Raw genomic sequence first — 22903 nt, 5'->3', positions numbered from 1 at the left:
ATGCCCACAGGGCGATGTGCAGCGTCAGTTTGAGACGCCGTTGGCATCCGCGCGAAAAAAACACCGAGGGCCTCCAGCCTGGGGCGGTATCTGTCGATAACTTCCTTGCATACAGCAGGAGTTTTCGACATGAGCACTCAGCGTTTATCTGTCGGCTTTAGCTTACTTTTTGCCCTGTCAGGTGGGCCTTGCCTGGCGGCCGCTCAGGTGGGGCAGGGGGTTGTTCAGTTCCAGGGCAGTGTTGTCGAGCAGGGCTGCAACCCCCGTGTGCAGGGGCGTGTGAGTTTTGAACTGACCCACTGCACGGTGCCGGCGCAACGCAACAACGTCAGCGCCAGCCAGGTCTTACCCAAAGCGTCGGCCAGCAGCGCCAGGCCTGCCCCGGTAGCGGTCAAGCTGATTGCCCAGAACAACCGGGCAGGGCGCTATTACGACCAGCGCTACACCTTGGTTGACCTTGCGGGCAAACCGCTGGTGTCCGGGGCCTATGTGATTACCTTGACGGCGCCTTGACCGCTGCGCGGGCCCAGCCCTTAGCGGCAGGTGGAAAGGGCTGTAGGTCGTTGCCGATTGTGCCGGCGGAATGGGCGATGGCGGTGCCGCGTGTATTTATTTAGCGGATGAGGCGGCGCGTGCGGGCCTAGGTTCGGGTTTTGTTCAGGAACCTCACGCCATGACCCACCACCAGCGCCCCTACGATCAGCTCGCCGTGTCCCGGGTGTACCTACAGACCGTTTTCGCCGACCGCCCCCATCTGGAGCAGGTTGCCAATAGCCTGATCCAACAGGCACTCGATGAGCGCTTTGCCGGCCAGGGGCTGCGCGCCTTTGCCTTAGGGATCGGCGAGCCCGTCGAGCTGGTGGCCGAGGGTGCGCCGACGACCTACCGGCACGTAACCTCTGTCGCCGATGCCCTGATCGGCCGCCTCATGCACGGCTCGGCCATCAATTACAACCCCACTCGCCAGGTGCCGTTGCGCCTGGGCGGTGGCGCTGTGGTGCGTCTTATCGCGGGGCCGTCGGTCGATGATCTGGAGCAGATGATTAACCATCTGGCGCCACTGTTGCTCGAAGCCTTCCAGGATGCACTCGCCGCTTACTGGAGCGCAAAACCGTTGCAGGATCCCCTGTCGACACGCTGGCGGATCGTTTCCAATCAAATGCGCCTGTGCCTGAGCCAGGCTCCTCAAAACCCACCGCTCGCCTCCCTTGAGGAGAAGCAGGTGCTGAGCGAGCTGTACCCGCTCAAGGCCGATCGTGACAAAGCGGTGGGGGCGGGCCGGTTTCGGGTTTCTTTGGTGTATGCCGTCAGTGGCGGTGACGTGGGGGAATGGCTGCCGCTGCTGGTGCTCCAGCGCCAGTGGGCGAGCCGCCGTGCCACCTACGTCTATAGCCCGGGGCAGAGCGTGCTGGCCCTCGATACGCTGGATGACCTGGGGCCGCTGTTGCCGCGTTATTTGAGCCGCCACAGGTCGGGTCAGGCCATTCAGTGGACACTGCACGAACCCGACGGCGACGTGTTCGATCAACTGGCCCTGTGCATCCTGGAAAAACAGCTGCGCGACCTCACTGCGGTGCGCTGGTCGACGTTCCCCTCGGTGGCCTATTACAAGCATCTGTTGAGTAGCCTGACGGCTCCCCACGCCTGGTTCGGGGTCCCTACCAGCCTGGCCGAGGAGGCCTTGCCACTGTGGTTGCAAACCGCTGCGGCCGCGACACGGCTGCGTTACAGCCAGCAGTTGGACGACCTGGCCGGGGTGCAACTGGAGGCGGCGGGTGCCGATTACCTGCAAGGGCTGGATCCGATCCTTGCCTATACCCGCAAGGCACTGCAGGCGCAGATGGCATTGGACTACCCCCAGGAAGTGGTGATTGACCCGGATCATTACGCCCTGGCGTTCACCCGCACCCAGGGTGGGACTGTCGGCTGGACGCAAACCACGCAACGCACCTTGACCCAGTGGGCGCTGGACAATCCCTTTGTGCAGCCCTACGCCCGTGTCGAACTCATCAATCTGGCGGAGCCCGGCTATGCCCCTGATTGGTGGCTGAAGGTGCCTTATCTGCAGGCCTTGATCGAGCGGGTCGACATTGGCAAGCAATACCCGGCCATGCTGGAGCGCAAGCTCTTGGGCGATGACGTCGAAGCCGCGCGCCGCCGCGGTTTGTTTTGTGCCCAGGTACGGGTGCAACTGCCGTTGCTGGCCCTGGAGCACGTGATCCGCCGCCAGCACGGGTTCACGGACGAAGGCTTGGCCCTCGTGCGGCAAGCCGTGGCGGTCGATCCGGGCGCGGGCCAGGTCAATGGCCAGAAGATCGTGGTGCGGCCCCTGGCATTTCTCACCCATGCGGGGGGCAAGGCCCATGTGGCGCGCAATATGTTTGTAATCGGGGCCAGCGATGTGGCGACCAGCGTTCATGTGCTCTATCGCCCCGGCGGGCCGCAGTTGCTGGAACAGTTCCCCACCCGCCAAGCGGTGCTCGATAGCGTCGCGCGCACGGGGACGGCCCTGAACCGCGCCGTGCTAGACAGCCTGGACGAACCGGCCCGGGCCCTGTTCGGTAATGGCGGCTTTTTGAGCCCCCACGAGCAGCGCTTTCTCCAGGGCGATGAATACGGGCCCTCCCGCGCATCGTCTCCCGCACTGCTCAGTGACGAGCCGGTGGCGGGGGACTTCTTGCTGCGCGTGTTTCAGGACAACGCCCAGGCATTGGTGGCGCAGGCTAAGCGCCAAGCCGTATCCACCGAGGCGCAGCGCTGGAGGGCGTTTGAGAACGACCTGTGGCAACTGTTCGACGTGGTGTTGCCCTTGTTGCGCGGCCCGCTCAGCGCCGCAGGTTGGCTGCTGCAAATGATGCAAGGCTCCCAGGTGTTGGTGGCGTTGCAGCGCAATGGGGACCAAGCGACCAGGGCGCGGGCCACGGCGCAGTTCATTTCCACGCTGAGTGCCTTGTTATTGCACCCCGTTGCATCGCTCGACCAGCGTCTCAGGTTGCCGCAGGGGCACCCCGTCAGCGTCCCGGCGGCACTTGAGCAGGTCGGCGACCAGCTCTTGACCAAGGCAGCCCCCCAGGATATCTGCCCGCTGTACACACCCTCCTGGGGCAGCGCCACCCAGGCTCTGGCGCCGGCGATGCAAGCCGAACTGGAGACCTTCAAATGGCGTGCGCAAAATGCCCATCCGTCCCAGCCGTGGCCGGCCAAGCCCGAGTTTGCCCAGACCGAGGGCGCGACCAAGGGTTTGTATCGGGTGTTCATCGGCCCTCAGCGTTTTCACCTGCATGCCTACTTGGAGGGCGGCCTGTACCCGGTGCGCGATGTACAAGAGGGCACGCGAGTGGTCGATCTTGCGCAACCCTCGCGCTTGGGGCCTTGGATCAAGAGCGATGGCCAGGGCAACTGGTCGTTCGACTTCGGCCTGCGCTTGCGCGGTGGTATGCCGAGGAAAAAAAACATGCCCACCCGCGCCGATTTCCAACGCCGCAACCTCGAACTGGCGCAGCAGCATGCCGACGCGGTTGCGCAGATGCTCAAGGTCGAAGAAAAGCTAGCGGCCGTTCTGGCTCTGTACCAGCGCATGCATGTCAGCGAGCGTGGCAGCTTCACTGACGCCCACCGCCAGACCGTACAGCAGCGCTATCACGAACAGCTGCAGGAGCAGGCGCGAGCCCAGTTGCACCGGATCGAGGTGTTCAAGCAAAAAAACGAAAACCAGCCGATCGCTCGTTTTGAGAGCAGCCTGATCGAGCATATCGAAGACTATGTAGACAACCTGCGCCGGCAGATGGCGTTGCTGATCCTCAGTCGCAGTGCCGCCAAGCCTTCACCTGCTACTGCCGAGCGCTGGTACAAGGAGTTGGAATCCGAGGACGATGACGTAGCGGACCAGGCTCACCGTGAAAGTGTCGCAAGCCTGAGCCTCATGGCCGGGTTCAACGAACAGCTGTTGCAACTGAGCATTGAGGAGCGTGCACGCCTGGAGGAATTGGCCGCCATTGCCGGCTACGAGCCGGCCACCAGCCGTTTGCGCGACACCGCCGGGCCACACCGTACACCCTTGGATTGGCGGATAAAACTGATCGAGGTCTATCAGGGCATGGCGCTCAAAAGGCGCCCGTTGCCTCAGGAATACGGTGACTTCTTGGCCGCCAAGGCCTCCCTGGACCTGTTGGTGCGTGAAGTTCTGAGCCACAAGAACCTGCTGGAAACCGATGCCCTGACGCTGGAGCGGCGCATCGAGCTGCTGGGGGATGTCCTGGAGCAGTATTCGGGAATCCAGGACCGCCTCGGCTTCATCTTTGCGACGTATCCGCAACTGTTCGAGGCGCAGTATGGCGACAAGTTGTTGGCCCTGATTACCGACCTGTTGAGCGAAGCGGAGCACTCACAGGCCCTGATGCTGCGTGAGCGCACCAGCCAGGTGGTGCCGCAGGTGGCAAGGGTTTCGGCCAGCGGTACGCGCCAGCGCCTGATTGTGACGCGCAACCGCCAGGTACTGAGCGGGCGCGTGCGCGAGCGCACCCCGGATTCGGACGTGGAAATCGTGGAGGTGCAAGACCCTATCGATCAACACTCCCTCGGTACGTTCAAGGAAAGCGCCCAGGCCGGTGAGTGGGAGGAGATCCCCAGCACCACACTGCGGCCGGCGGCGCCGGCGCGCGCCCTCAAGCACCTGCTGGGTGACGCCGACACCCTGTTGGGCCGAGTGGACCGCGCAATCAGCGACGCGCGCAAAATCGCCCGCCAGTCCAACTCCCCCATTGGTGTTGAGGCCGAGCTGACGCGGGTTGCCGAAGGTTTACGCGACAGTGCGCGGAAAATCAGCCAGACCCTCGAGCAACGTGAGCAGGGGGGCGGGGCCGCTGCCAGCAAACGCGAGGCCGACCTATTGAGCAACCTTGAAGCGGCGGCGCTGCGCCTGATCGAAGAGGGCCGGCAACTGCGCATCGAGATCATCCTGCGCAACCCGCCACAAGCGCCGCGCATCGAGTACCTCAAGGCCCAGGGCGAAGTGGAAATAGTGAAGGTAGAAGGCTGGGTCAAGCTCAGCCGCGAGGATGACTATTTACAGGAGTACCTGATCCGCGACCGGGAGCGTCGGCCCGTGGCCTACGCGCATTTTCACTACCGTTCGCCGCAGGCTCCAGCCGCCGAGTTCACGGCCGCGCACCTGAAATTACCGCAACAGCGGTACCTCAGTTTTGTGCCGGTCGAAGGCCAGAGCGAGCAAATCACCCTGGCCGCGTACCGCAGCACCATCGGCTCGCGCCTGGCCCAATCGCTATTTTTCGCGGTCAGCCAAACCACCACCCGCAAGGGGCGGCCGGACTATTGGTGAAGCCGCCATTGCGGGCGGCTTCAACGACCCAAACCCCCGGGGTTACTTGACCTGGGCGTTGTAGAACACGCTGGCCGTGCCTTCTTTTTTCACGGTCAGCTTGTTGCCTTCGGCCAGGGCTTCGACGTTTTCCGAGCAGCCGTCGATCTGGGTCTTGCCCTGCACCGATTCGGTGGCGGTGTCGAAGGTGAAGGCGTAGGTGCTGGCGGGGCAGGCGTTGCCGCCTTCGCCGGTGGACACGATCAACAGGTACTTGCCACCGAAGGCGTAGGCTTTTTCGATGGCGACATAGCCGGTGACTTCCACGTCATCGACCACGTACTCCATGACATTCACCACCCCAGCGCGGGACTGGTAGTTGATGGCCTGGCCCAGGGTATCGAGGCTTTTCAGGGTAAACACATCGGCCACCCCGGACTCGGTCACCAGCAGCGGTTCATAGGCCATGGCTGGGGCCGCCGGGGCGGCGACCAGGGGCGATGCAGCCTGTGGCGAGGTGCATTTGCCGTCGTCGCAGATGCGGTCGCCCTTGCAGTCGGTGTCCTTGAGGCACTGGGCAGGCGCGGCGCCGGCCTGGGGTGGGGAGCTGGGTTCGGCGGCTTTGTCGCAGCCGGCCAGGGCCAGGGCGGTGAGCGAGAGGGCAAGGAGCAGTTTCATCGGTAAGGTCTTCCCTGAGGAGTGATCGGTGGCCGGGGAATTTAAAGGCCTTTGCGTGACATTACTAGGCCACTGTTTCCGGGCCGGGCCGCCCAGGGCCCTGATTCCCAATAGTTTTTTTGACGGGCCAGTACGTCCTGTGGACAATGGCGACATTCTGCTCCACCGATGCTGGCCCGCCCGGTTCTTGAACCGGGTGTCAGGCATCTTGCGATTCACGCACCCGATGCGCCCGCGTTTCGTGCCGCGGGCATGGGGGCCTACAGTTTTTTCCCGCCCGGTTTCCCGGTGTTTTTTCCAAGTGGAGCCATACTGGCTTGTGTCGCCCGGCTGTTCGTGGGCGTCGGCATGGGTGTGGTCGGGTTCAACCAGCGTTTTTTGCGTCTTCGGACGCACCAACAGAATCGATGTCACTCAAGCAGCTGAAGCCAATAGCAATAAAAAGTCAGCGCGCGAAGGACATATAAAGTGAGGCCCTGGATGTTCAGTCGGCCTTGTGTGCTCACCCGCCAGCCTCATCAGTACGCACCCGGGCCTAGCCTGGGCGCGGGCGATTGGGGCGGGCGGGGCGGATGGCGTTTTATGACAGGTATCACAGTATGCTCAAGCAAATGAACAAGGCCCTTCTGGGCCTGGCACTGTCGGTCGGGGTGATGTCTGCCCACGCCGAGGAGCCAAAGAAAGTCGACGTGTTGCTCATCGGCGGCGGGATCATGAGCACGACCCTCGGGGTCTGGATCAACGAACTCGAACCGCAATGGACCATGGAAATGGTCGAGCGCCTCGACGGCGTGGCCCTGGAAAGCTCCAACGGCTGGAACAACGCGGGCACCGGCCACTCGGCCCTGGCCGAATTGAACTACACCCCCGAAGACAAGAACGGCAACGTCGAGATCCCCAAGGCCGTTGAAATCAACGAAGCCTTCCAGATCTCCCGCCAGTTCTGGTCCTGGCAGGTCAAGAACGGCGTGTTGAAGAACCCGCGTTCGTTCATCAACTCCACCCCGCACATGAGCTTCGTGTGGGGCGATGACAACATCAAGTTCCTGAAGAAACGCTACGAAGCCCTGCAGGCCAGCCCGCTGTTCGCCGGCATGCAGTATTCCGAAGACCCGGCGCAGATCAAGCAATGGGTGCCATTGATGATGGAAGGCCGTGACCCGGCCCAGAAAATCGCCGCCACTTGGAGCCCGCTTGGCACCGACGTGAACTTTGGCGAAATCACCCGCCAGTTCGCCGCACACCTGCAAAGCAAGCCCAACTTCGCGTTGAAGCTGTCCAGCGAAGTGCAGGACATCACCCGCAACGACGACGGTTCGTGGCGTGTCAGCTACAAAAACCTCAAGGACGGCAGCAAGACCGAGACCGACGCCAAGTTCGTGTTCATCGGCGCCGGCGGCGGTGCCCTGCACCTGCTGCAAAAATCGGGCATCCCCGAAGCGCGTGAATACGCAGGCTTCCCGGTGGGCGGCTCGTTCCTGGTGACCGAGAACCCGACCATCGCCCAGCAGCACCTGGCCAAAGCCTATGGCAAGGCCTCGGTGGGCGCGCCGCCCATGTCGGTGCCGCACCTGGACACCCGCGTGCTCGACGGCAAGCGCGTGATCCTGTTTGGCCCGTTCGCGACCTTCTCCACCAAGTTCCTCAAGGAAGGCTCGTACTTCGACCTGCTGACCAGCACCACCACCCACAACATCTGGCCGATGACCAAGGTTGGCATCGAGCAGTACCCGCTGGTGGAATACCTGGCCGGGCAACTGATGCTGTCGGATGAAGACCGCTTCGCCGCGCTGAAGGAATACTTCCCCAACGCCAAGAGCGAAGACTGGCGCCTGTGGCAGGCCGGCCAGCGCGTGCAGATCATCAAGCGTGACGAAGAGAAGGGCGGCGTGCTGAAACTGGGCACCGAAATCGTGGCCGCGAAGGACGGCAGCATCGCCGGCCTGCTAGGCGCCTCGCCAGGTGCTTCCACCGCTGCGCCGATCATGCTCAGCGTGCTGGAGAAAGTATTCAAGGACAAAGTCGCCACCCCGGCCTGGCAAGAGAAGCTGCACCAGATCGTGCCAAGCTACGGCACCCAGCTCAACGGCAGCCCTGAGCGCGTCGCGCAAGAATGGGCGTACACCAGCGACGTGCTGCAACTGGACACGCCCCCGGCGATCCCGCACACCGCCGCGCCCCAAACCCCGGTCGCTCCGCAAGCGGCGCCCCAGAGCAACCCGGCCGCCGACATGGCCCTGTAGCACTGCGGTTTGAAACGCCCATGAAAAAGCCCGACCTGTGAAGGTCGGGCTTTTTTGGTTTGGGCCGCGCCCCTATGGGAGCGAGCCTGCTCGCGATGGCGGCATTCGGGCTGCTAGAAGTGCGTCGCCTGCCCGGCCTCATCGCGGGCAAGGCCCGCTCCCACAGTGTGGGTGGGATTTTCATGTTTTCTCTGTGGGAGCGAGCTTGCTCGCGATGGCGGCATTCGGGCTGCTAGAAGTGCGTCGCCTGCCCCGGCCTCATCGCGGGCAAGGCCCGCTCCCACAGTGTGGGTGGGATTTTCATGTTTTCCCTGTGGGAGCGAGCCTGCTCGCGATGGCGGCATTCCGGCCGCCACAAGTGCATCGCCTGCCCCGGCCTCGTCGCGGGCAAGGCTCCCACAGTCGTTAACCTTTTTCGGGGGGGCAGTGGTTGCCCTCGCGTTCCAGCAATTGGCGCTTGCGCTCCACCCCCCAGCGGTAGCCCGACAGCGCTCCGTCGCTGCGCACCACGCGGTGGCAGGGGATGGCGACGGCCAGGGGATTGGCGCCGCAAGCCTGGGCCACGGCGCGCGATGAAGTGGGAGCGCCGATCATCCGCGCGATCTGGGCATAGGTGGCGGTGGCGCCGGCCGGAATGCTACGCAGGGCTTGCCAGACCCGTTCCTGGAACGCGGTGCCGCGCAGGTCCAGGGGCAAGTCCAGGCCGAGGGCCGGGGCTTCGACGAAACCCACCACCTTGGCCACCCACTGCTCGAAGCCCGGGTCGGCGCCGATCAGTTCGGCGTGGGGGAAGCGGTCCTGCAGGTCGCGGGCCAAGGCGTCCGGATCGTCCCCCAGTAGAATCGCGCAAATGCCCTTGTGGCTTTGCGCGACCAGAATCGCCCCCAGGGAGCATTGGCCCACGGCGAAGCGGATTTCGGTGTTGGTGCCACCGGCGCGGTATTGGCTGGGTTTCATCCCCAACAACTGGTCGGCACTTTCATAGAAACGGCTGTTGGCGTTGAACCCCGCGTCATACAGCGCGGCGGTGATGGAGCCGCCCTTGGCCAGTTGCTCGCGCAGTTTGCGGCCCCGGTGGGCGCTGGCGTAGGCCCGGGGCGTGAGCCCGGTGACAGCCTTGAACACGCGGTGGAAGTGGAACGGGCTCAACCCGGCCTGCTCGGCCAGTTGCTTGAGGTTGGGCGGGCTGTCGGCTTGCTCGATGCACAGGCAAGCCCGGGTCACCCGCGCCGTGTCGAGTTCACTCTGCTCGCCGCCGGCCCGTTTGCTGGCGCGGTAACCCGCGGCCTCGGCCTGTTGGGCGGTGTCGAAGAACTCGACGTTCTCCCGCCGTGGCAGGCGCGAGGGGCTGCTGGCGCGGCGGTAGATACCGGTGGTTTTCACCCCATAGACGAAGTGTGAGTCCGCCGCCGGGTCACGGGCCAGCACCGCCAGCCAGCGTGGGTCGTCGGCGGTGGGGGCATTACGGTGGGCGCTGTTCATGGGGGCGTACCTGCAGCGTGGCGAAGTGAGCACAGCTTAGGGCATCCGTGGCTGTGCGAACTCCGAGTCTTGCGGTGTAACTCGCCGGGCGTTTACTTGAGGCTGACCTGGCCGCGGGCGTACATCGCGATCGAGCCGTGGTCGGGGATCTTGCAGGTCACCACGCCCGGCTCGCCGGGGGTTTTCTCATCGAGCAGGGTGATGACGTCGGCGAGGTGGAAGTATTGGTCGTCGCGCATTTGCTTGGCCGCCGCGGCGTAATACACCAGGCTCCCCAGCACCTCGGTGAAGGCCTGGTAGCACTGCTCTTCTTCGCTGTAGTTTTTTTCCTTGATCTTGCGCTCGCTCAACGTCGCCATCCGCACAACCACCGGTTCCTGGGCGGTGGAGGTGGGGTTGGCCGCGACGCTGTCCATCGCGTAGGTGATTTTCGGTTTGCGCGGGTTGTAGTGGTAGCGCAGGAATTTCCAGTCCTTGAGCGCATAGGCCAGGGCTTTTTCCGGGTCCAGGTAGAGCGTCACGTCATAGGTGTTCTGCACGCGTTTGCCGATCAGCGGCGAGGCGGCCTGGGCGGTTTGCAGGCTGGCGCCGAGGGTGAACAGGGCCAGTGCGCAGGCAAGGGGGGCGATTCTCATCCCGGGTTTCCATTCCAAAAATTGATAGATGGCTAAATGCTGGCGGATGCTTGCACGCAGGCCTGGGTCGGTCAACGTTTGCGGCTGGCCGAGCGTCACACCGCTGAGGCTGGGCAAAATCAAAATTCATCGTTTGTGAGCCGCAAGGCTCTAGGTCAAGCTTCTTGGAGTTTAAAAAGTTTGAAAATTTTTTGAATTTTTCTGTAGGACTTATCTCGAAGTGATTCCTGAATAGTCTGTCTTTCACATAGGGAGTTTGAAAAACGATGTCTACTGTATTCGGAAAAATCCTCGCCAAGACCTCCGTCCTGGCCCTCGTCGCCAGCCCGTTTTGCGCGATCGCCGCACCGTCCACCGCACCGATTTCCACCTTCGGCCTGCTGGGCAGCTACAACGACTTCAAGCTTGAAGGCGGCAGCGAAAGCGAGAAGGATCACATGCCTGAGGGTGGCCTGTTCTACAACTTCGGCAACAAGATGACCGCTGAATCCGGGTTTATCTACCAGGCCGGGGTGGACGCCAAGTTCGGCGAGCGCGACGACAACAAGCTCAAGGAAGGCCAGGCTGACCTGGACCTGGGCTGGCGCGCGGCGTTGGACGCACGCAACTTCGTCGATGTGCTGGTTGGCGGTGGCTACACCTGGACCCGCTACGAGCCGGGCTCGACCGACTACGACATGGAGTTGACCGCCAAGACCCCGTTCGCCAAGGCTGCGCTGGGCTACAACCACCAGTTCGACGACTCCACCCTGCGGGTGGAACTGGGCGCACGCCACAGCATCGGGGGCGAAGCGCACCTGAAGGTCGACGACATCGGCAGCGACACCGTGGACCTCAAGGACCGCACCAACCCTTATGCCGAAGTCAGCCTGCTGATGAACCAGAAGGGCGACCTGCCGATCATGGCGGGGCTGTACTACACCCGTACCGAATACAAGCTGGATGAGGATTCGGACGCAGCCGACAACACCAAACTCAAGCGTGATGAGTTTGGCTTCAAGGTGGGTGTGGCGTTCTAAATAGCCTGGGATAGGGCCCGCTTCCTCAGGAGGGCGGGTTGCACCCAGCGTCTGAAGGCTGGCGTAAAACCAGTGTGGGAGCGGGCCTGCCCGCGATGAGGCCAGGTCAGCCAGCTTGAATGTTGGCTGATAGGCCGCCATCGCGGGCGGGCCCGCTCCCACGGGTTTGCTAGTTAGGCAGGGCCTTACAGCGCAGCGCTCTCAGGGGCCACGGTTTTGGGTTTGCCGTAGTGCCACTCGTAGACCACGAATTTGAAGTCTTTCAAGTCGCCCTTTTCGTCAAAGCTCAGGTCCCCGGTGGGGGTCTTGAAGGTGCCGCTGTGGATGGCTTCGGCCACTTTGACCGGGTCTTCGCTGTTGGCCTGGGTGATGGCGCCGGCGATCACTTCCACCGCTGAATAGGTCGGCAGCACGAACGGCCCGGTGGGGTTTTCCTGCTTGGCGTTGAAGGCTTCTACCAACGCCTTGTTGGCCGGTTCCTGGTCATAGGATTTAGGCAAGGTCACCAGCATGCCTTCGGAGGCGTCCTTGGCGATCAGCGAGATCGAATCGTTGCCCACGCCCTCGGGGCCCATGAAGCGTGCATTCAGGCCTTTTTCCTTGGACTGGCGCAGGATCATGCCCATTTCCGGGTGATAGCCGCCGAAGTACACGAAATCGACATTGGCCTGCTTGAGCTTGGTAATCATGGACGAGTAGTCCTTCTCCCCGGTGTTCACGCCCTCGAACATCGCCACTGTGTAGCCTTTTTCCTTGAGTACCTTCTGGACCGCGGTGGCGATGCCTTCGCCGTACTGTTGCTTGTCGTGCAGCACCGCCACCACTTTGGGCTTGACCTGGTCGGCGATGTAGTGCCCGGCGGCCGGGCCCTGGGCGCTGTCCAGGCCGATGGTGCGGAAGATCATCTGGTAGCCGCGCGCGGTGAGTTCCGGGCTGGTGGCGGCCGGGGTAATCATTACGATGCCTTCGTCTTCGTAGATGTCCGAGGCGGGTTGGGTGGAGCTGGAGCACAGGTGGCCAACCACGAACTTGATGCCGTCGTTGACCACTTTGTTGGCCACCGCCACCGCTTGTTTCGGGTCGCAGGCGTCGTCGTATTCCACGGCTTCCAGCTGTTTGCCGTTGACCCCGCCACGGGCGTTGATCTGCTGCACGGCCATGCGCGCGCCGCTGAACTGCATGTCGCCGTACTGCGCCACGGGGCCAGTCTTGGCCCCGGCGATGGCGATCTTGATGGTATCGGCGGCGAACGAATGGCAGGCCATGCCGGCCAGGACCATGGCGGTCAGGAGTCGGGTGGCTTTCTTATTGAGATTGTTCATGCTGCTCCACTCAGTTGTCTTAAGGGTTGATGGGGTGTAGCGGTAAAAAAGGTGCGGGGGCGGTTCAACGCTCCCACGGCGCTTGGGCGTCGGCATCGGGCGCATAGCGCGCCACGGCCCGGGCCAGTTCCTGGGGCGCGAGGTCGCCATTGTCGGCGAGGCTGCGCAGGCTGGCCAGGACGATGCTGTAGCGATCCACCTCGAAAAAGCGCCGCAGGTTGTGGCGGTTGTCGCTGCGCCCAAAGCCATCGGTGCCCAGGGTGGTGTAGGGCGCGTGCAGGTACTCGCCGATCAATTGTGGCCAGGCCCGTACATAGTCGGTGGCGGCGACGATTGGTGCATTGCCGCAGAGCAAGGTATCGAGCTGGCTGGCGTCATGGCTGCGGGCACCGCCCAGGCGTTGGTCACGCTGCACTTGGCGGGCATCGCGGGCCAGTTCGCTGAAACTGGTGGCGCTGAACACCTGGTTGGTCACGCCCCAATCCTGGGCCAGCAGTTCACCGGCGGCGAGCACTTCGCGCAGGATGGTGCCCGAGCCGAGCAGGCGCACCCGCGCCTCGCCCTCGCCGTTGCGGGCATAGGCATAGAGGCCACGCAGGACGTCGCCGTGCAGCGCCGGGTCGAGAGACGGCTGGGGGTAGTTTTCGTTCATCACCGCGACGTAGTGGAACTCGTCGCATTGCTGCTCCAGCACGCGCCGCGCGGCGTGGTCGAGGATCACCGCCAGTTCCCCGGCGAAGCATGGGTCCCAGGCACGGCAGTTGGGCACCATCGAGGCCATCACCAGGCTGGAGCCATCCTGGTGCTGCAAGCCTTCGCCGCCCAGGGTGGTGCGGCCCGCGGTGGCGCCCAGGAGGATGCCCCGCGAGCGTTGGTCGGCGGCGGCCCAAATCAGGTCGCCCACCCGCTGGAAGCCGAACATCGAGTAGTAGATGTAGATCGGCAGCATCGGCTGGCCGTGTACCGAATAGGCCGTGGCGGCCGCGACCCACGAGCTGATGGCCCCGGCCTCGGTGATGCCTTCTTCGAGCAGTTGCCCAGTTTTCGATTCGCGGTAGGAGAGGATCGAGCTGGAGTCCTCGGGCTCATACAACTGGCCGTGGGGCGAGTAGATCCCGATTTGCCGGAACAGGCTGGCCATGCCGAAGGTGCGGGCTTCGTCGGCGACGATGGGCACCACCCGCGGGCCTAACTCCGGGGCCTTGAGCCAGGCACCGAGCAGGCGCACAGCGGCCATGGTGGTGGACATTTCCTTGCCGCCAGCGTGCAGGGCGAACGCGCCCACCTGCTCCAGCGCCGGCACCGGGATGCTCGGTGCCTGCTGCTTGCGCGCCGGCAGCGGCCCGCCGAGGGCTGCGCGGCGCTGGCGCAGGTAGTGCATGACGGGGCTGTCGTCGGCGGGGCGATAGAAGCGCAGTTGGGTGACGTCGTCGTCACTCAGGGGCAGGTGGAAGCGGTCGCGGAATGCCAGCAGGGCCTCGACGTCGAGTTTCTTTGCCTGGTGCGCGGTCATGCGCGATTCGCCGGCGGCGCTCATGCCATAGCCTTTTTTGGTCTTGGCCAGGATCACCGTGGGCCGGCCCTTGCACGCCTTGGCGGCGGCGAACGCGGCGTAGAGCTTGCGAAAGTCATGGCCGCCACGCTTGAGGGCGTTGATCTGCTCGGCGCTCATGTGCTCGACGAGGCGTTTGACTTGGGGGTCTTTCTTGAAAAAGTGCTCCAAGTTATAGGCCCCGTCGTTGGCACCCAGGGTCTGGAACTGGCCGTCCGGGGTGGCGGCGAGGTGGCGCAGCAATACGTGGTCGGTGTCGCGGGCGAACAGGGCGTCCCATTCCGAGCCCCAGAGCACCTTGATGACATTCCACCCGGCGCCGGCGAACAGCCCTTCGAGTTCTTGGATGATCTGGCCGTTGCCCCGTACCGGGCCGTCGAGGCGTTGCAGGTTGCAGTTGACGATAAAGGTCAGGTTGTCCAGTTGCTCGCGGGCGGCTAATGACAGGCCGGCGATGGATTCGGGCTCGTCCATTTCGCCATCGCCAAACACGCCCCACACATGGCGGCCCTCGGTGCTGGCCAGGCCCCGGTGCTGCAAGTAGCGCATGAACCGCGCCTGGTACACCGCGCTCAACGGGCCGATGCCCATGGAGCCGGTAGGGAACTGCCAGAAGTCGGGCATCAGCCAGGGGTGCGGGTAGGAACACAGGCCGGGGCCGTTGATTTCCTGGCGGTAGTTGGCCAGTTGTTCTTCGCTCAGGCGCCCCTCCAGGAACGCCCGGGCGTATACGCCGGGGGCCGAGTGGGGTTGGAAGAACACCAGGTCGGCGTTGCGTTCGCCCTCAGCACCGTCGCCACGGAAAAAATGCTGGAAGCCGACTTCGAAGATCTCCGCCGCCGAAGCGTAGCTGGCGATATGGCCGCCCAGTTCGCCGTAGGCGTGGTTGGCGCGCATGACCATGGCCAGGGCATTCCAGCGCATCAGGCTGGTGATGTGCTCGTCCATCGCGAGGTCGCCGGGGTAGCTGCCTTGCTGCTCCAGCCCCAGGGTGTTGCGGTAGGCGGAATAGGGCTGGGCGTCGCGGCTGATGCCGTGCTCGCGGGCAAACGCCTCCAGGCGCCCCAGCAGGTAACGGGCGCGTTCGCTGCCGCTGGCGTGCAGGGTCGATTCCAGGGCTTCCAGCCATTCGCGGGTTTCCTGCGGGTCCGGGTCGTTGGCTTCGGCGGGGTGGCTGTTGGCGGTTTGCATCGGGTTCTCCTGTGCCATCAGGCACACGCCGCCAAGGCCTGGCGGATATCGGCCAGCAGGTCGTCGATGTCTTCCAGGCCGGCCGACAGCCGCACCAGGCCTTCAGAGATGCCGTGGTGCGCGCGCTCCTCGGGGGTGTAGGTGGAGTGGGTCATGCTGGCCGGGTGTTGGGCCAGGGATTCGGCGTCCCCCAGGCTGACGGCGCGGCTGAACAGTTGCAGCGCGTTCATGAAGCGCCGGCCAGTGTCGATGCCGCCCTTGAGTTCAAAGGCAATCATCCCGCCGGAGCGCTTCATCTGCCGTTGCGCCAGGTCGTATTGGGCGAAGGAGGGCAGGCCGGGGTAGGCCACCCAATCTACCGCCGGGTGCGCTTGCAGGTATTGGGCGATGGCCAGGGCATTGCTGCAATGGCGCTCCATGCGCAGGGCCAGGGTCTTGAGGCCGCGCATCAGCAAAAAGGCGTCCTGGGGCGACATCACCGCGCCGGTCAGGTCCTTGAGGCCTTGCAGGCGAATGCGCTCGGCCAGGGCTTGGCTGGCGACGGCGATGCCGGCAGTGATATCGCCGTGGCCGCTGAGGTATTTGGTGGCTGAATGCACCACCACGTCGGCGCCCAGCTCCAGCGGCCGTTGCAGGTAGGGCGAGCAGTAGGTGTTGTCTACTACCACCGTGATGCCCGGGTGCTGGTGGGCGAGGGCGGCCACGGCCTGGATGTCCACCAGTTGCATGTTGGGGTTGGCCGGCGACTCGAAGTACACCAGGCGCGTGGCCGGGCTGATGGCGTCGCGCAGTTGGGCCAGGTCGCTCATGTCGACATGGCGCACCTTGACCCCGAACTCGCCAATACCGTGGTGCAGCAAGGCGAAGGTGCAACCGTACAGGGTGCGATTGACCAGAATCTCATCGCCGGGGCGCAGCAAGGTCCAGAACGTCGCGGCAATGGCGCCCATGCCGGAGCTGAACGCCACCGCCGCTTCGCCGTTTTCCAGGGCGGCCATGCGCGCTTCGAGCAGGCTCAAGGTGGGGTTGGAAATACGCGTATAGAAATGCCCCGCTTCCTGCCCGGCGAAGCACGCCGCGCCGTACTCGGCAGTGGGGAAGGCGAAGGTGGAGGTGAGGTAGATCGGCGGCACCAGGGCGCCCTGATGATCGAGCGGGTTGTAGCCGTGGTGAATGGCACGCGTAGAAAAGCCGAGGTTGTTATTTTTGTTGTCCATACGGAACGCTCCGGATTTTTCCTACATGCTATTCTCAAAATTCAACATTTCTATTCCAAAATTGCTGTCAAAAAGCGAAGTTATTGGCATGGAACTCATAATAAAAACGAAATAGAGGCAAAAAATTCCAATGGTTCTGGATCGCACCGACAAGGCCTTGCTTATGGCCTTGCAAGACAATGCCCGATTGACCATGGCCGAGTTGGCCGATCAGGTGTCATTGAGCACGTCGCCCAGTTGGCGGCGGGTCAAGAACCTTGAAGAAAACGGTGTGATTACCGGCTACCAGGCCATCCTTTCGCCCAAAGCCCTGGGCTACGGGGTAACGGCGTTTGTCAGCATCATGATGGATTCCCACACCAAGGACGCGGCCCGCAGTTTTGAGCAGCGGCTGTTGGAAATTCCGGAAATCGTCGCTTGCCACAACATCTCCGGGCGCTTCGATTTCCTCCTGGAAGTGGTGGCCAAGGACCTGGAATCGTTCGGCGAGTTCGCCCGCGAAGTGCTGCAAACCCTCCCGGCGGTGAAGGAAATTTACTCGAGCTTTTCGTTCAAGACCGTCAAGGCCCAGCGCACGATCCCGGTGCCCGACTGACGCTCGCCGGGGTTTGCCGCAACGCCACCCTTGTGGCGTTTTTTTATGCCTTGCGTGAAGTCGCAGTTTTGACGTCAAAAATTTTCCGACGAACGGAACTGATGCCGAAATGCCATTGTCTGTATCCCATACAAACAACGCGACGCTACAAGGACTGATGCAATGAGAATCGTGAAAACGCTGGCACTGGCCGCCCTGTTCGCTGCCCTGGCCGGCTGCGGCAGCGATGCCATCGAGGGGAAATTTGCCGTACAGGCCAGCGTCATGGGCTTCAAGAGCAATGTCGGCACCGCGGTGCTAGACGAAGACTTCATCACCCTGATGGGCGACAAGTACGAAATCGATGAGTGGCAGCGCGACGGCGACACCGTGATAGCCCGTGGTAAGGATGGCGAAAGCGTGATGAATGCGCGCATCGAAGATAACGGCAATCGCCTGGTGGTCCTTGATGGCGGCGAAGTGGTCAGCATGACCCTGACCCGTATCCAATAAAGGGCTTTCCTATCGGGCGGCCGGCGCGGCGGCCCTGTTTTCGTGCGTGCATTACCCCCCTCTTAAAAAGGATGTTGTGTGAAGAAACTATTGGCAGTGTCTGGCGTTGCGCTGTTGTTGGCCGGTTGTGGCTCAAGCTACGACTGGGACGAAGTGACCACCTCCTCTGGCTCCAAGGGCAAGCCCACGGCCACCTACGTCGACAAGAAAACCAAAGAGCCGATCTCCGGCACCATCACCTGGAAAGAAGGCGATACGCTGATTTCCGAGTTCAAGGTGAAGAACGGCAAGGTCCAGGGCGACTGGGTCACCCACAACGCCGACGGTTCGGTGGCGATCGAGGCACAGCTGGACGAGGGCGAGTTGACCGGCACCACGGTGGTCTACTGCCCCGGCCCGGATAAAAAGCCGCAGCAGAAAATCGTTATCGACGGCAAGGAAAAAAGCCAAAGCCAGTACGACTGTGCCACTGGCCTGCAAACCGCGCTGGAAGTCGAAATCCACACCCCCGGTAAGGAAAACCACGGCCACGACCTGGCTCGTTCGGCCTGGCGCATCGTTGACGGCAAGCAAGTGCCCGCTGCGCTGGCCAGCTACGCGAAGGACGGCAGCGGCAAGCTCGATGGCGTGCAGGAAACCTACTACCCGACCGGCCAGGTCGAGCAACGCCACCTCTATAAGAATGGCCAGCTCGATGGCGTCTCCGAAGAGTACGTGCTGCTGACCGATGGCACCTATCGCCTGCGCCAAACCAGCCTCTACAAGGACGGCAAGCGCGACGGCGACACCACGCGCTACTTCGCCTTTGGCAACTGGCCGGAGAAAATCGTCGAACGCCGCGAAAGCTACAAGGACGGCGAAGACCTGGGGCAATCGATCAGCTTCGAGAACCTGGACGTGCATGTGAATGCACGGATGAACGATATCCCACCGGCCAATTACAAGATCCACAGTGCGCTGATCGGCCGCGACAGCTACGGCGGTTTCAAGGCCGATGTGGAGTCGCTCAAGTACCTGCTCACCGAATCCAAGGTGGACGTGAACGAGCGCTTGGTCGCGGATGAAGATTTCCCGATCCAGCAAGTAGCGGAAAACGCCTATGACATGCTGGTGGGCTTGGGGGCCGACCCATTGAAAGTCAGCCTGGCCGGCAATACACGGCTGATGATGTGCATCAAGCAGTCTTACCGTAACTGCTCCGACGAGCACTTCAGCCAACTGATGGCCTTGGCCAACGCGAAAACCGCCAACCTGTACGGCAATACACCGCTGCACCAGGTGTGCAAGACCACCCGTTTCCTCAAGGAGCGCCCAGCGGTGGTACAAGCGCTGATTGGTAGCCAGGATGTGAACGCGGTGAACTATGCCGGGCAAACGGCGTTGCACTACTGCATCGTGCAGAAAGACAAGACCACGGCCAATGCGCTGATCCAGGCCGGTGCTGACCTGGACAAGGCCGACCTGGCGGGCGTGACGCCGATGCAACTGGTGTTCCTGCGCGATCCGCGGCCCAACAGCCAGAAGCAGTTGTCGTGGGATGAGGAGCGAGTGCGTTTTGTAGGCCAGTGGCTGAGCAAATCCAAGTTCAGCTTCGAGACGCCGTTTGCAGGCTTCGACAAAAGCCTCAAGCAACTGATGATTGAGGCCGGTGACGCGCCAAGCGCCATGTTGGTGGACAGCCTGAGCCCCAAAAGCTGACCCTGTGCGTTAACCCTATGACGCCCCGCACGCTAACGCTTGCGGGGCGTTTTGCGTTTCGGTAACGCTGTTTTGCCGCCCCGCAGGGTAATTGTGGCGTCGTCTGATGGCCGGACGATGCTACAGTTCAGGGCTTCAGGAAGAGCGGACTGGGTAAAGGGCAATGGGCGGTATGGGGTTGCAGCGTCGGTGGGGGGCAATATTCGGGCTGTTGCTGGCGCAGGGAGGGATGCCGCTGGCGCTGGCGGCCGAGCCGTCGGTGGCGTCCGCCAGCGCGAGCCTGCCGGCCGCGCTCTATGCCATGTTGCTGGCCTTTTTCCTCGGCGCGGTGGCCGGGGTGATGCTCGCCTGGGGTCGTTGGGGTTGGCTGCGCACCCTCGCCGGGTTGGGCCTGGTAGTGTTGATCCTGGTCAGCGCCGTGGCCAGCGCGGCGAACTGGTTGGCCTTGCTATTGGCGATCCCGGTGAGCATGGCCATTGGCGGCGCGATCTTCGCGTCCCTGGCCCCGCAGCGCGTGGTGCTGTATTGCGTGATCGGCTTCTTTACCTACGTCGGCTTGCTGACCGTGCTCAGCCTGCTGCTGGGCGCGATGACCTTTGTCTACGGTTTGGTTCTGCCGGTGGCGTTGCTGGCGCTGGCCGGGCTGGTCAATGTGCTGTTCAGCCTGATGCGTGCCACTTGGCAGAAAAGCCCGATGGGCTTCTTCCAGCGTGTGTTGATCGTCGGCGCAGTACTGCTGTTTTTGGCGTTGCTGTCGGGTTCCTTCAGCGAATCGCTGTCTTGGTGGGTGGTGTTGGGGCTGACCTATCTGGTGGCCCTGGTGGTGTTCTGCCTGGGCGGCGGCGCGGTGGAACCGGCCACGGAGCAGGACGCAGGCAAGGGCGCCAAGGGCGGAGGCGGGGCGTCGGGGAGCTGGTAGCGCCGCACCCCGCGACGCTACCGCTGGGTGTTAGAAGTTGATCGATGCGCTCAGGCGTGCGGTCAGCGGCGCACCTTGGAACAGGTAGCCATCGCCCAGGTAATCGCCAACGTCGCGCCAGTAACGCTTGTCGAACAAGTTATCGACGCTCAGGCGAAATACCGTGTCATAGCCATCGATCCGCGTGCTGTAGCGGCTGCCCAGGTTGAACACCGCGTAGCTGCTGGCCTGGACCTGGCCTTCGTGGTTGGCGTTTTTACTGGCGCTGTACTGCACGCCCCCAAGCACGGCCAGGCCTTCGACCCAGGGCAGGGCATAGTCGGCATACAGATTGGCCCGCCATGTCGGCACGTTCAGTGCCTGATGCCCTTCATACGCTGGCGTGCCGGTATCGTTTACCCGGGCGCGGATCGCCGCGGCGCTGGCCGAGAGCTGCAGGCGCGAGGTGACAAAGCCGTTGGCCGACACTTCCAGCCCGGTGTTTTTCTGCTGGCCTTGCTGGACGTAAGTGAAGCCGCCGCCGTCATCGGGCCGCGAATACTGGTAGGCCTGGCGGGTCTGGAACAGCGCAGCGGCGAAGCTGATCCGCTGCCAGTCGTACTTGACCCCGGCTTCGAGCTGGCGCGAGACGGTCGGGGCGAGGGTTTCAAACGCATTGCTGGCGAACCACGGCGCCTCGCCCCCCAAAGACAAGCCCTTGCTGTAACTGGTGTAAAGCGACAGGTTGGCGATGGGCTTGTAGATCAGCGCTGCCTGGGGCAGGAACTCGTAGCGCTGGGTGTGGCGTGCGGAGTCGCCGCTCACCTCGAAGGCTTCCTCGTCCAGACGTACTTCCCGCGCGCCCAGTACGGTTTGCCACTGCTCGTTGAGGCTGATGCGGTCGGTGACAAACAACCCGTATTGGCGGCTGTCGAGGCGGCGTTGGCGATCGTTGAGGGCGCCGCTGTAGGCGGGGAATTGTTCGGGGTCTTGGTGGATGTTGCCGGTGCCGAGTGTTTCGTTGATCGGCTCACGCTTGTCCACGGTGCGGCGAAATACGCTGGTACCGACCGTCAGTTCATGGCCTAGGCCGGCGGTGTCGAAGCTGCCACTCAGGGCTGCCTGGGCTTCGTCGGTGCGGCGGGTGTCATCGGGACTGCGGAAATCATAGATGTCGTAGTTGCCTTCCGGGCTGAAGTAATTGGGCACCGGGACGCCTTCGCAACTGGCGGAGCCATAGCAACCCCAGGCGAAGGAGCTGTAGTCATCGATCACTACGTGGCTGCGGGAGGCGCTGACGCTGCCCTTCCACAGGTCGCTGAAGCGGTACTCGAACTTGCCGTTGAGGTTCAGCGAGTCGATATCCACTTGCTTGGCACCGCTCTGGTGGGCCAGCAGCTTCTTGGGCGAGGCGTGGTGCGGCAGCTCGGTGTTGCCCAGCAACTGGTAGCCGGGCACTGAGCGCTGGGAGCGGCTCTGGTACTCGGCATCCAATTGCAGCAAGGCGTTGGGGCTGATGTTCCAGTCGAAGGCCAGGGACAGGAAGTCCCGCTGCCCATCGGCGTGCTCGACGTAGCTGTTGATGTCCTCATGGGCGATGTTGGCGCGCAGGCCCACTTGCTGCTCATTGCCGAACCAACCGCCGACATCCGCTGCCAGGTAACCGCTGCCGCGATCATCGGTAGAGACCGTCACCGAGCGCACCGCTTCGGGGCGCTTGGTCACGTAGTTCACCAGGCCGCCGGGCTCGGCCACGCCGCTTTGCAGGGCCGACAGGCCCTTGAGCAATTCGACTTGCTGCTTATTTTCCAGGGCGACGTTCTGTTCGCCAGTAACCGTGCGGCCGTTGATCTTGTAACTGCTGGCGGCATTCAGGGAAAAACCGCGCACCACGAAATTCTCGTAGTAGCCGATTGGCGCATAGGCTTGGCCTACGGAGGCGTCGTTCTTCAGTACCTCACTGAGCAGGCGGGCTTGCTGGTCCTTTATCAGGGCGTCGTTGATGACCGTAATGGAAGAAGGCGTGTCCAGCAGCGGCGCTTCATCAAAACCGCCGACCGAGGCCTGGCGCACCTGGTAGCCGGAATCGGCTTCGCCTTCGACGCGGGTGGCAGGCAACTCGGTACTCGCGCCAAGGGCGGGGCTGGCAAGCAGGCTGAGGCTCAGCAACTTAAGGGCGAAACGCGGGGCGGGCACGCCCACCCAGGGTGCCCGGTACAACCTATCCATGAAAGCTCCTTGATGCGGCTCATTGGCAAGCGCGACGCGGCGGCTCGCTCTTGGTAGCCGGCCATCATATAGGAGGACGTTGGGTGGCTGGGGTTCGTTAACGCCGAGCTGGCGGGCGGCTTATATATAGAAGGAAGGGCGGTTTTGACGATTTCAGGTGGGCTCGATAGAAAACCTGAATTAACGGTTGACGGCGATTTATATCTGTCTATAATTCGCCCCACTTCCGGCGCAGTCGAAACGGAAAACTCCTTGGTAAACAAAGAGTTATGCAGGTTTCGACAGCGCGGAGCTTCAGGTCATCGAAGCCCGAAAGGAGTTGAAAAAGAGGTGTT

Annotated in this window: 17 protein-coding genes; 10 read left to right on the top strand and 7 right to left on the bottom strand. The window is 63.0% G+C overall.

The annotated features are described in order from the left end of the window. The first annotated feature begins 129 nt into the window (after nt 1-129). Together AC19YT_RS24370 and AC19YT_RS24365 are read left to right on the top strand one after the other, a co-directional pair. On the top strand, nt 130-513 hold the full coding sequence (locus AC19YT_RS24370; RefSeq protein WP_095111109.1) for a hypothetical protein: 384 nt from the start codon (nt 130-132) through the stop codon (nt 511-513). 160 nt (nt 514-673) lie between these two features. Then, nucleotides 674-5338 (top strand): hypothetical protein, encoded by a 4665-nt coding sequence (locus AC19YT_RS24365; protein ID WP_500611162.1) that lies wholly within the window; start codon nt 674-676, stop codon nt 5336-5338. Nucleotides 5339-5380: 42 nt separating this feature from the next. Here the strand turns inward: AC19YT_RS24365 and AC19YT_RS24360 are convergent, their stop codons facing one another. Further along, nucleotides 5381-5995 carry a hypothetical protein gene (locus AC19YT_RS24360; protein ID WP_500611161.1) on the bottom strand — a complete coding sequence of 205 codons (615 nt, stop codon included), beginning with the start codon at nt 5993-5995 and terminating at the stop codon, nt 5381-5383. Nucleotides 5996-6594: 599 nt separating this feature from the next. Between AC19YT_RS24360 and mqo the strand changes: the two genes are divergently transcribed. After that, nucleotides 6595-8238 (top strand): malate dehydrogenase (quinone), encoded by a 1644-nt coding sequence (gene mqo / locus AC19YT_RS24355; RefSeq protein ID WP_095111112.1) that lies wholly within the window; start codon nt 6595-6597, stop codon nt 8236-8238. A 405-nt stretch (nt 8239-8643) separates the two neighbouring features. Here mqo and ada read toward each other — a convergent pair whose 3' ends face one another. Continuing rightward, nucleotides 8644-9720: a bifunctional DNA-binding transcriptional regulator/O6-methylguanine-DNA methyltransferase Ada gene (gene ada, locus AC19YT_RS24350; RefSeq protein ID WP_500611160.1), complete on the bottom strand. Its 1077-nt coding sequence runs from the start codon at nt 9718-9720 to the stop codon at nt 8644-8646. 92 nt (nt 9721-9812) lie between these two features. After that, nucleotides 9813-10355, bottom strand: coding sequence for a hypothetical protein (locus AC19YT_RS24345; RefSeq protein ID WP_500611159.1), 543 nt, complete (start codon nt 10353-10355; stop codon nt 9813-9815). 36 nt (nt 10356-10391) lie between these two features. On the opposite strand from AC19YT_RS24345, the gene AC19YT_RS24340 reads away from it, so the two are divergent. Together AC19YT_RS24340 and AC19YT_RS24335 are read left to right on the top strand one after the other, a co-directional pair. Then, a complete protein-coding gene (locus AC19YT_RS24340) occupies nt 10392-10550 on the top strand; it encodes a hypothetical protein (protein ID WP_500598243.1) in 159 nt (52 codons plus the stop codon). A 71-nt stretch (nt 10551-10621) separates the two neighbouring features. Next, the gene (locus AC19YT_RS24335; protein ID WP_095111115.1) at nt 10622-11374 is read left to right on the top strand and encodes an outer membrane beta-barrel protein; all 753 of its coding nucleotides are present in this window, start codon (nt 10622-10624) and stop codon (nt 11372-11374) included. Between the two features lie 185 nt (nt 11375-11559). Here the strand turns inward: AC19YT_RS24335 and AC19YT_RS24330 are convergent, their stop codons facing one another. The 3 genes from AC19YT_RS24330 to AC19YT_RS24320 form a co-directional block, all read right to left on the bottom strand. Beyond that, the gene (locus tag AC19YT_RS24330) at nt 11560-12696 is read right to left on the bottom strand and encodes a branched-chain amino acid ABC transporter substrate-binding protein (RefSeq protein ID WP_095111116.1); all 1137 of its coding nucleotides are present in this window, start codon (nt 12694-12696) and stop codon (nt 11560-11562) included. A gap of 64 nt (nt 12697-12760) precedes the next feature. After that, on the bottom strand, nt 12761-15439 hold the full coding sequence (gene mdeB, locus AC19YT_RS24325) for an alpha-ketoglutarate dehydrogenase (RefSeq protein WP_500611158.1): 2679 nt from the start codon (nt 15437-15439) through the stop codon (nt 12761-12763). A gap of 17 nt (nt 15440-15456) precedes the next feature. Then, nucleotides 15457-16656: a methionine gamma-lyase gene (locus AC19YT_RS24320; RefSeq protein WP_095111118.1), complete on the bottom strand. Its 1200-nt coding sequence runs from the start codon at nt 16654-16656 to the stop codon at nt 15457-15459. A 124-nt stretch (nt 16657-16780) separates the two neighbouring features. On the opposite strand from AC19YT_RS24320, the gene AC19YT_RS24315 reads away from it, so the two are divergent. The 4 genes from AC19YT_RS24315 (at nt 16781) to AC19YT_RS24300 (ending at nt 20360) form a co-directional block, all read left to right on the top strand. Next, nucleotides 16781-17251, top strand: a complete 471-nt coding sequence (locus AC19YT_RS24315; RefSeq protein WP_095111119.1) for an Lrp/AsnC family transcriptional regulator — start codon at nt 16781-16783, stop codon at nt 17249-17251. A 162-nt stretch (nt 17252-17413) separates the two neighbouring features. Beyond that, nucleotides 17414-17743 (top strand): hypothetical protein, encoded by a 330-nt coding sequence (locus AC19YT_RS24310; RefSeq protein WP_500611157.1) that lies wholly within the window; start codon nt 17414-17416, stop codon nt 17741-17743. Between the two features lie 78 nt (nt 17744-17821). Continuing rightward, complete coding sequence (locus AC19YT_RS24305; RefSeq protein ID WP_500611156.1) at nt 17822-19441, top strand: ankyrin repeat domain-containing protein; 1620 nt, start codon at nt 17822-17824, stop codon at nt 19439-19441. A gap of 229 nt (nt 19442-19670) precedes the next feature. Further along, nucleotides 19671-20360: a hypothetical protein gene (locus tag AC19YT_RS24300; RefSeq protein WP_500611155.1), complete on the top strand. Its 690-nt coding sequence runs from the start codon at nt 19671-19673 to the stop codon at nt 20358-20360. 30 nt (nt 20361-20390) lie between these two features. Here AC19YT_RS24300 and AC19YT_RS24295 read toward each other — a convergent pair whose 3' ends face one another. Continuing rightward, entirely contained in the window at nt 20391-22568 is a 2178-nt protein-coding gene (locus AC19YT_RS24295) for a TonB-dependent siderophore receptor (RefSeq protein ID WP_500611154.1), read from the bottom strand. A 144-nt stretch (nt 22569-22712) separates the two neighbouring features. Between AC19YT_RS24295 and AC19YT_RS24290 the strand changes: the two genes are divergently transcribed. Next, on the top strand, nt 22713-22903 hold a 191-nt coding region (locus AC19YT_RS24290; RefSeq protein ID WP_500611153.1), incomplete at its 3' end, for a hypothetical protein.

It is taken from the genome of Pseudomonas sp. MF08875 (genome assembly GCF_059862525.1).
The sequence above is the reverse complement of the archived record's forward strand: the minus strand, read 5'-3'. Positions and strand labels throughout refer to the sequence as shown.

What these genes read in the sequence shown, in the direction of transcription:
- AC19YT_RS24370 (WP_095111109.1), top strand. Translation starts at nt 130, where the DNA reads ATGAGCACTCAGCGTTTATCTGTCGGCTTTAGCTTACTTTTTGCCCTG.
- AC19YT_RS24365 (WP_500611162.1), top strand. Translation starts at nt 674, where the DNA reads ATGACCCACCACCAGCGCCCCTACGATCAGCTCGCCGTGTCCCGGGTG.
- AC19YT_RS24360 (WP_500611161.1), bottom strand. Translation starts at nt 5,995, where the DNA reads ATGAAACTGCTCCTTGCCCTCTCGCTCACCGCCCTGGCCCTGGCCGGC.
- mqo (WP_095111112.1), top strand. Translation starts at nt 6,595, where the DNA reads ATGCTCAAGCAAATGAACAAGGCCCTTCTGGGCCTGGCACTGTCGGTC.
- ada (WP_500611160.1), bottom strand. Translation starts at nt 9,720, where the DNA reads ATGAACAGCGCCCACCGTAATGCCCCCACCGCCGACGACCCACGCTGG.
- AC19YT_RS24345 (WP_500611159.1), bottom strand. Translation starts at nt 10,355, where the DNA reads ATGAGAATCGCCCCCCTTGCCTGCGCACTGGCCCTGTTCACCCTCGGC.
- AC19YT_RS24340 (WP_500598243.1), top strand. Translation starts at nt 10,392, where the DNA reads ATGCTGGCGGATGCTTGCACGCAGGCCTGGGTCGGTCAACGTTTGCGG.
- AC19YT_RS24335 (WP_095111115.1), top strand. Translation starts at nt 10,622, where the DNA reads ATGTCTACTGTATTCGGAAAAATCCTCGCCAAGACCTCCGTCCTGGCC.
- AC19YT_RS24330 (WP_095111116.1), bottom strand. Translation starts at nt 12,696, where the DNA reads ATGAACAATCTCAATAAGAAAGCCACCCGACTCCTGACCGCCATGGTC.
- mdeB (WP_500611158.1), bottom strand. Translation starts at nt 15,439, where the DNA reads ATGCAAACCGCCAACAGCCACCCCGCCGAAGCCAACGACCCGGACCCG.
- AC19YT_RS24320 (WP_095111118.1), bottom strand. Translation starts at nt 16,656, where the DNA reads ATGGACAACAAAAATAACAACCTCGGCTTTTCTACGCGTGCCATTCAC.
- AC19YT_RS24310 (WP_500611157.1), top strand. Translation starts at nt 17,414, where the DNA reads ATGAGAATCGTGAAAACGCTGGCACTGGCCGCCCTGTTCGCTGCCCTG.
- AC19YT_RS24300 (WP_500611155.1), top strand. Translation starts at nt 19,671, where the DNA reads ATGCCGCTGGCGCTGGCGGCCGAGCCGTCGGTGGCGTCCGCCAGCGCG.
- AC19YT_RS24295 (WP_500611154.1), bottom strand. Translation starts at nt 22,568, where the DNA reads ATGGATAGGTTGTACCGGGCACCCTGGGTGGGCGTGCCCGCCCCGCGT.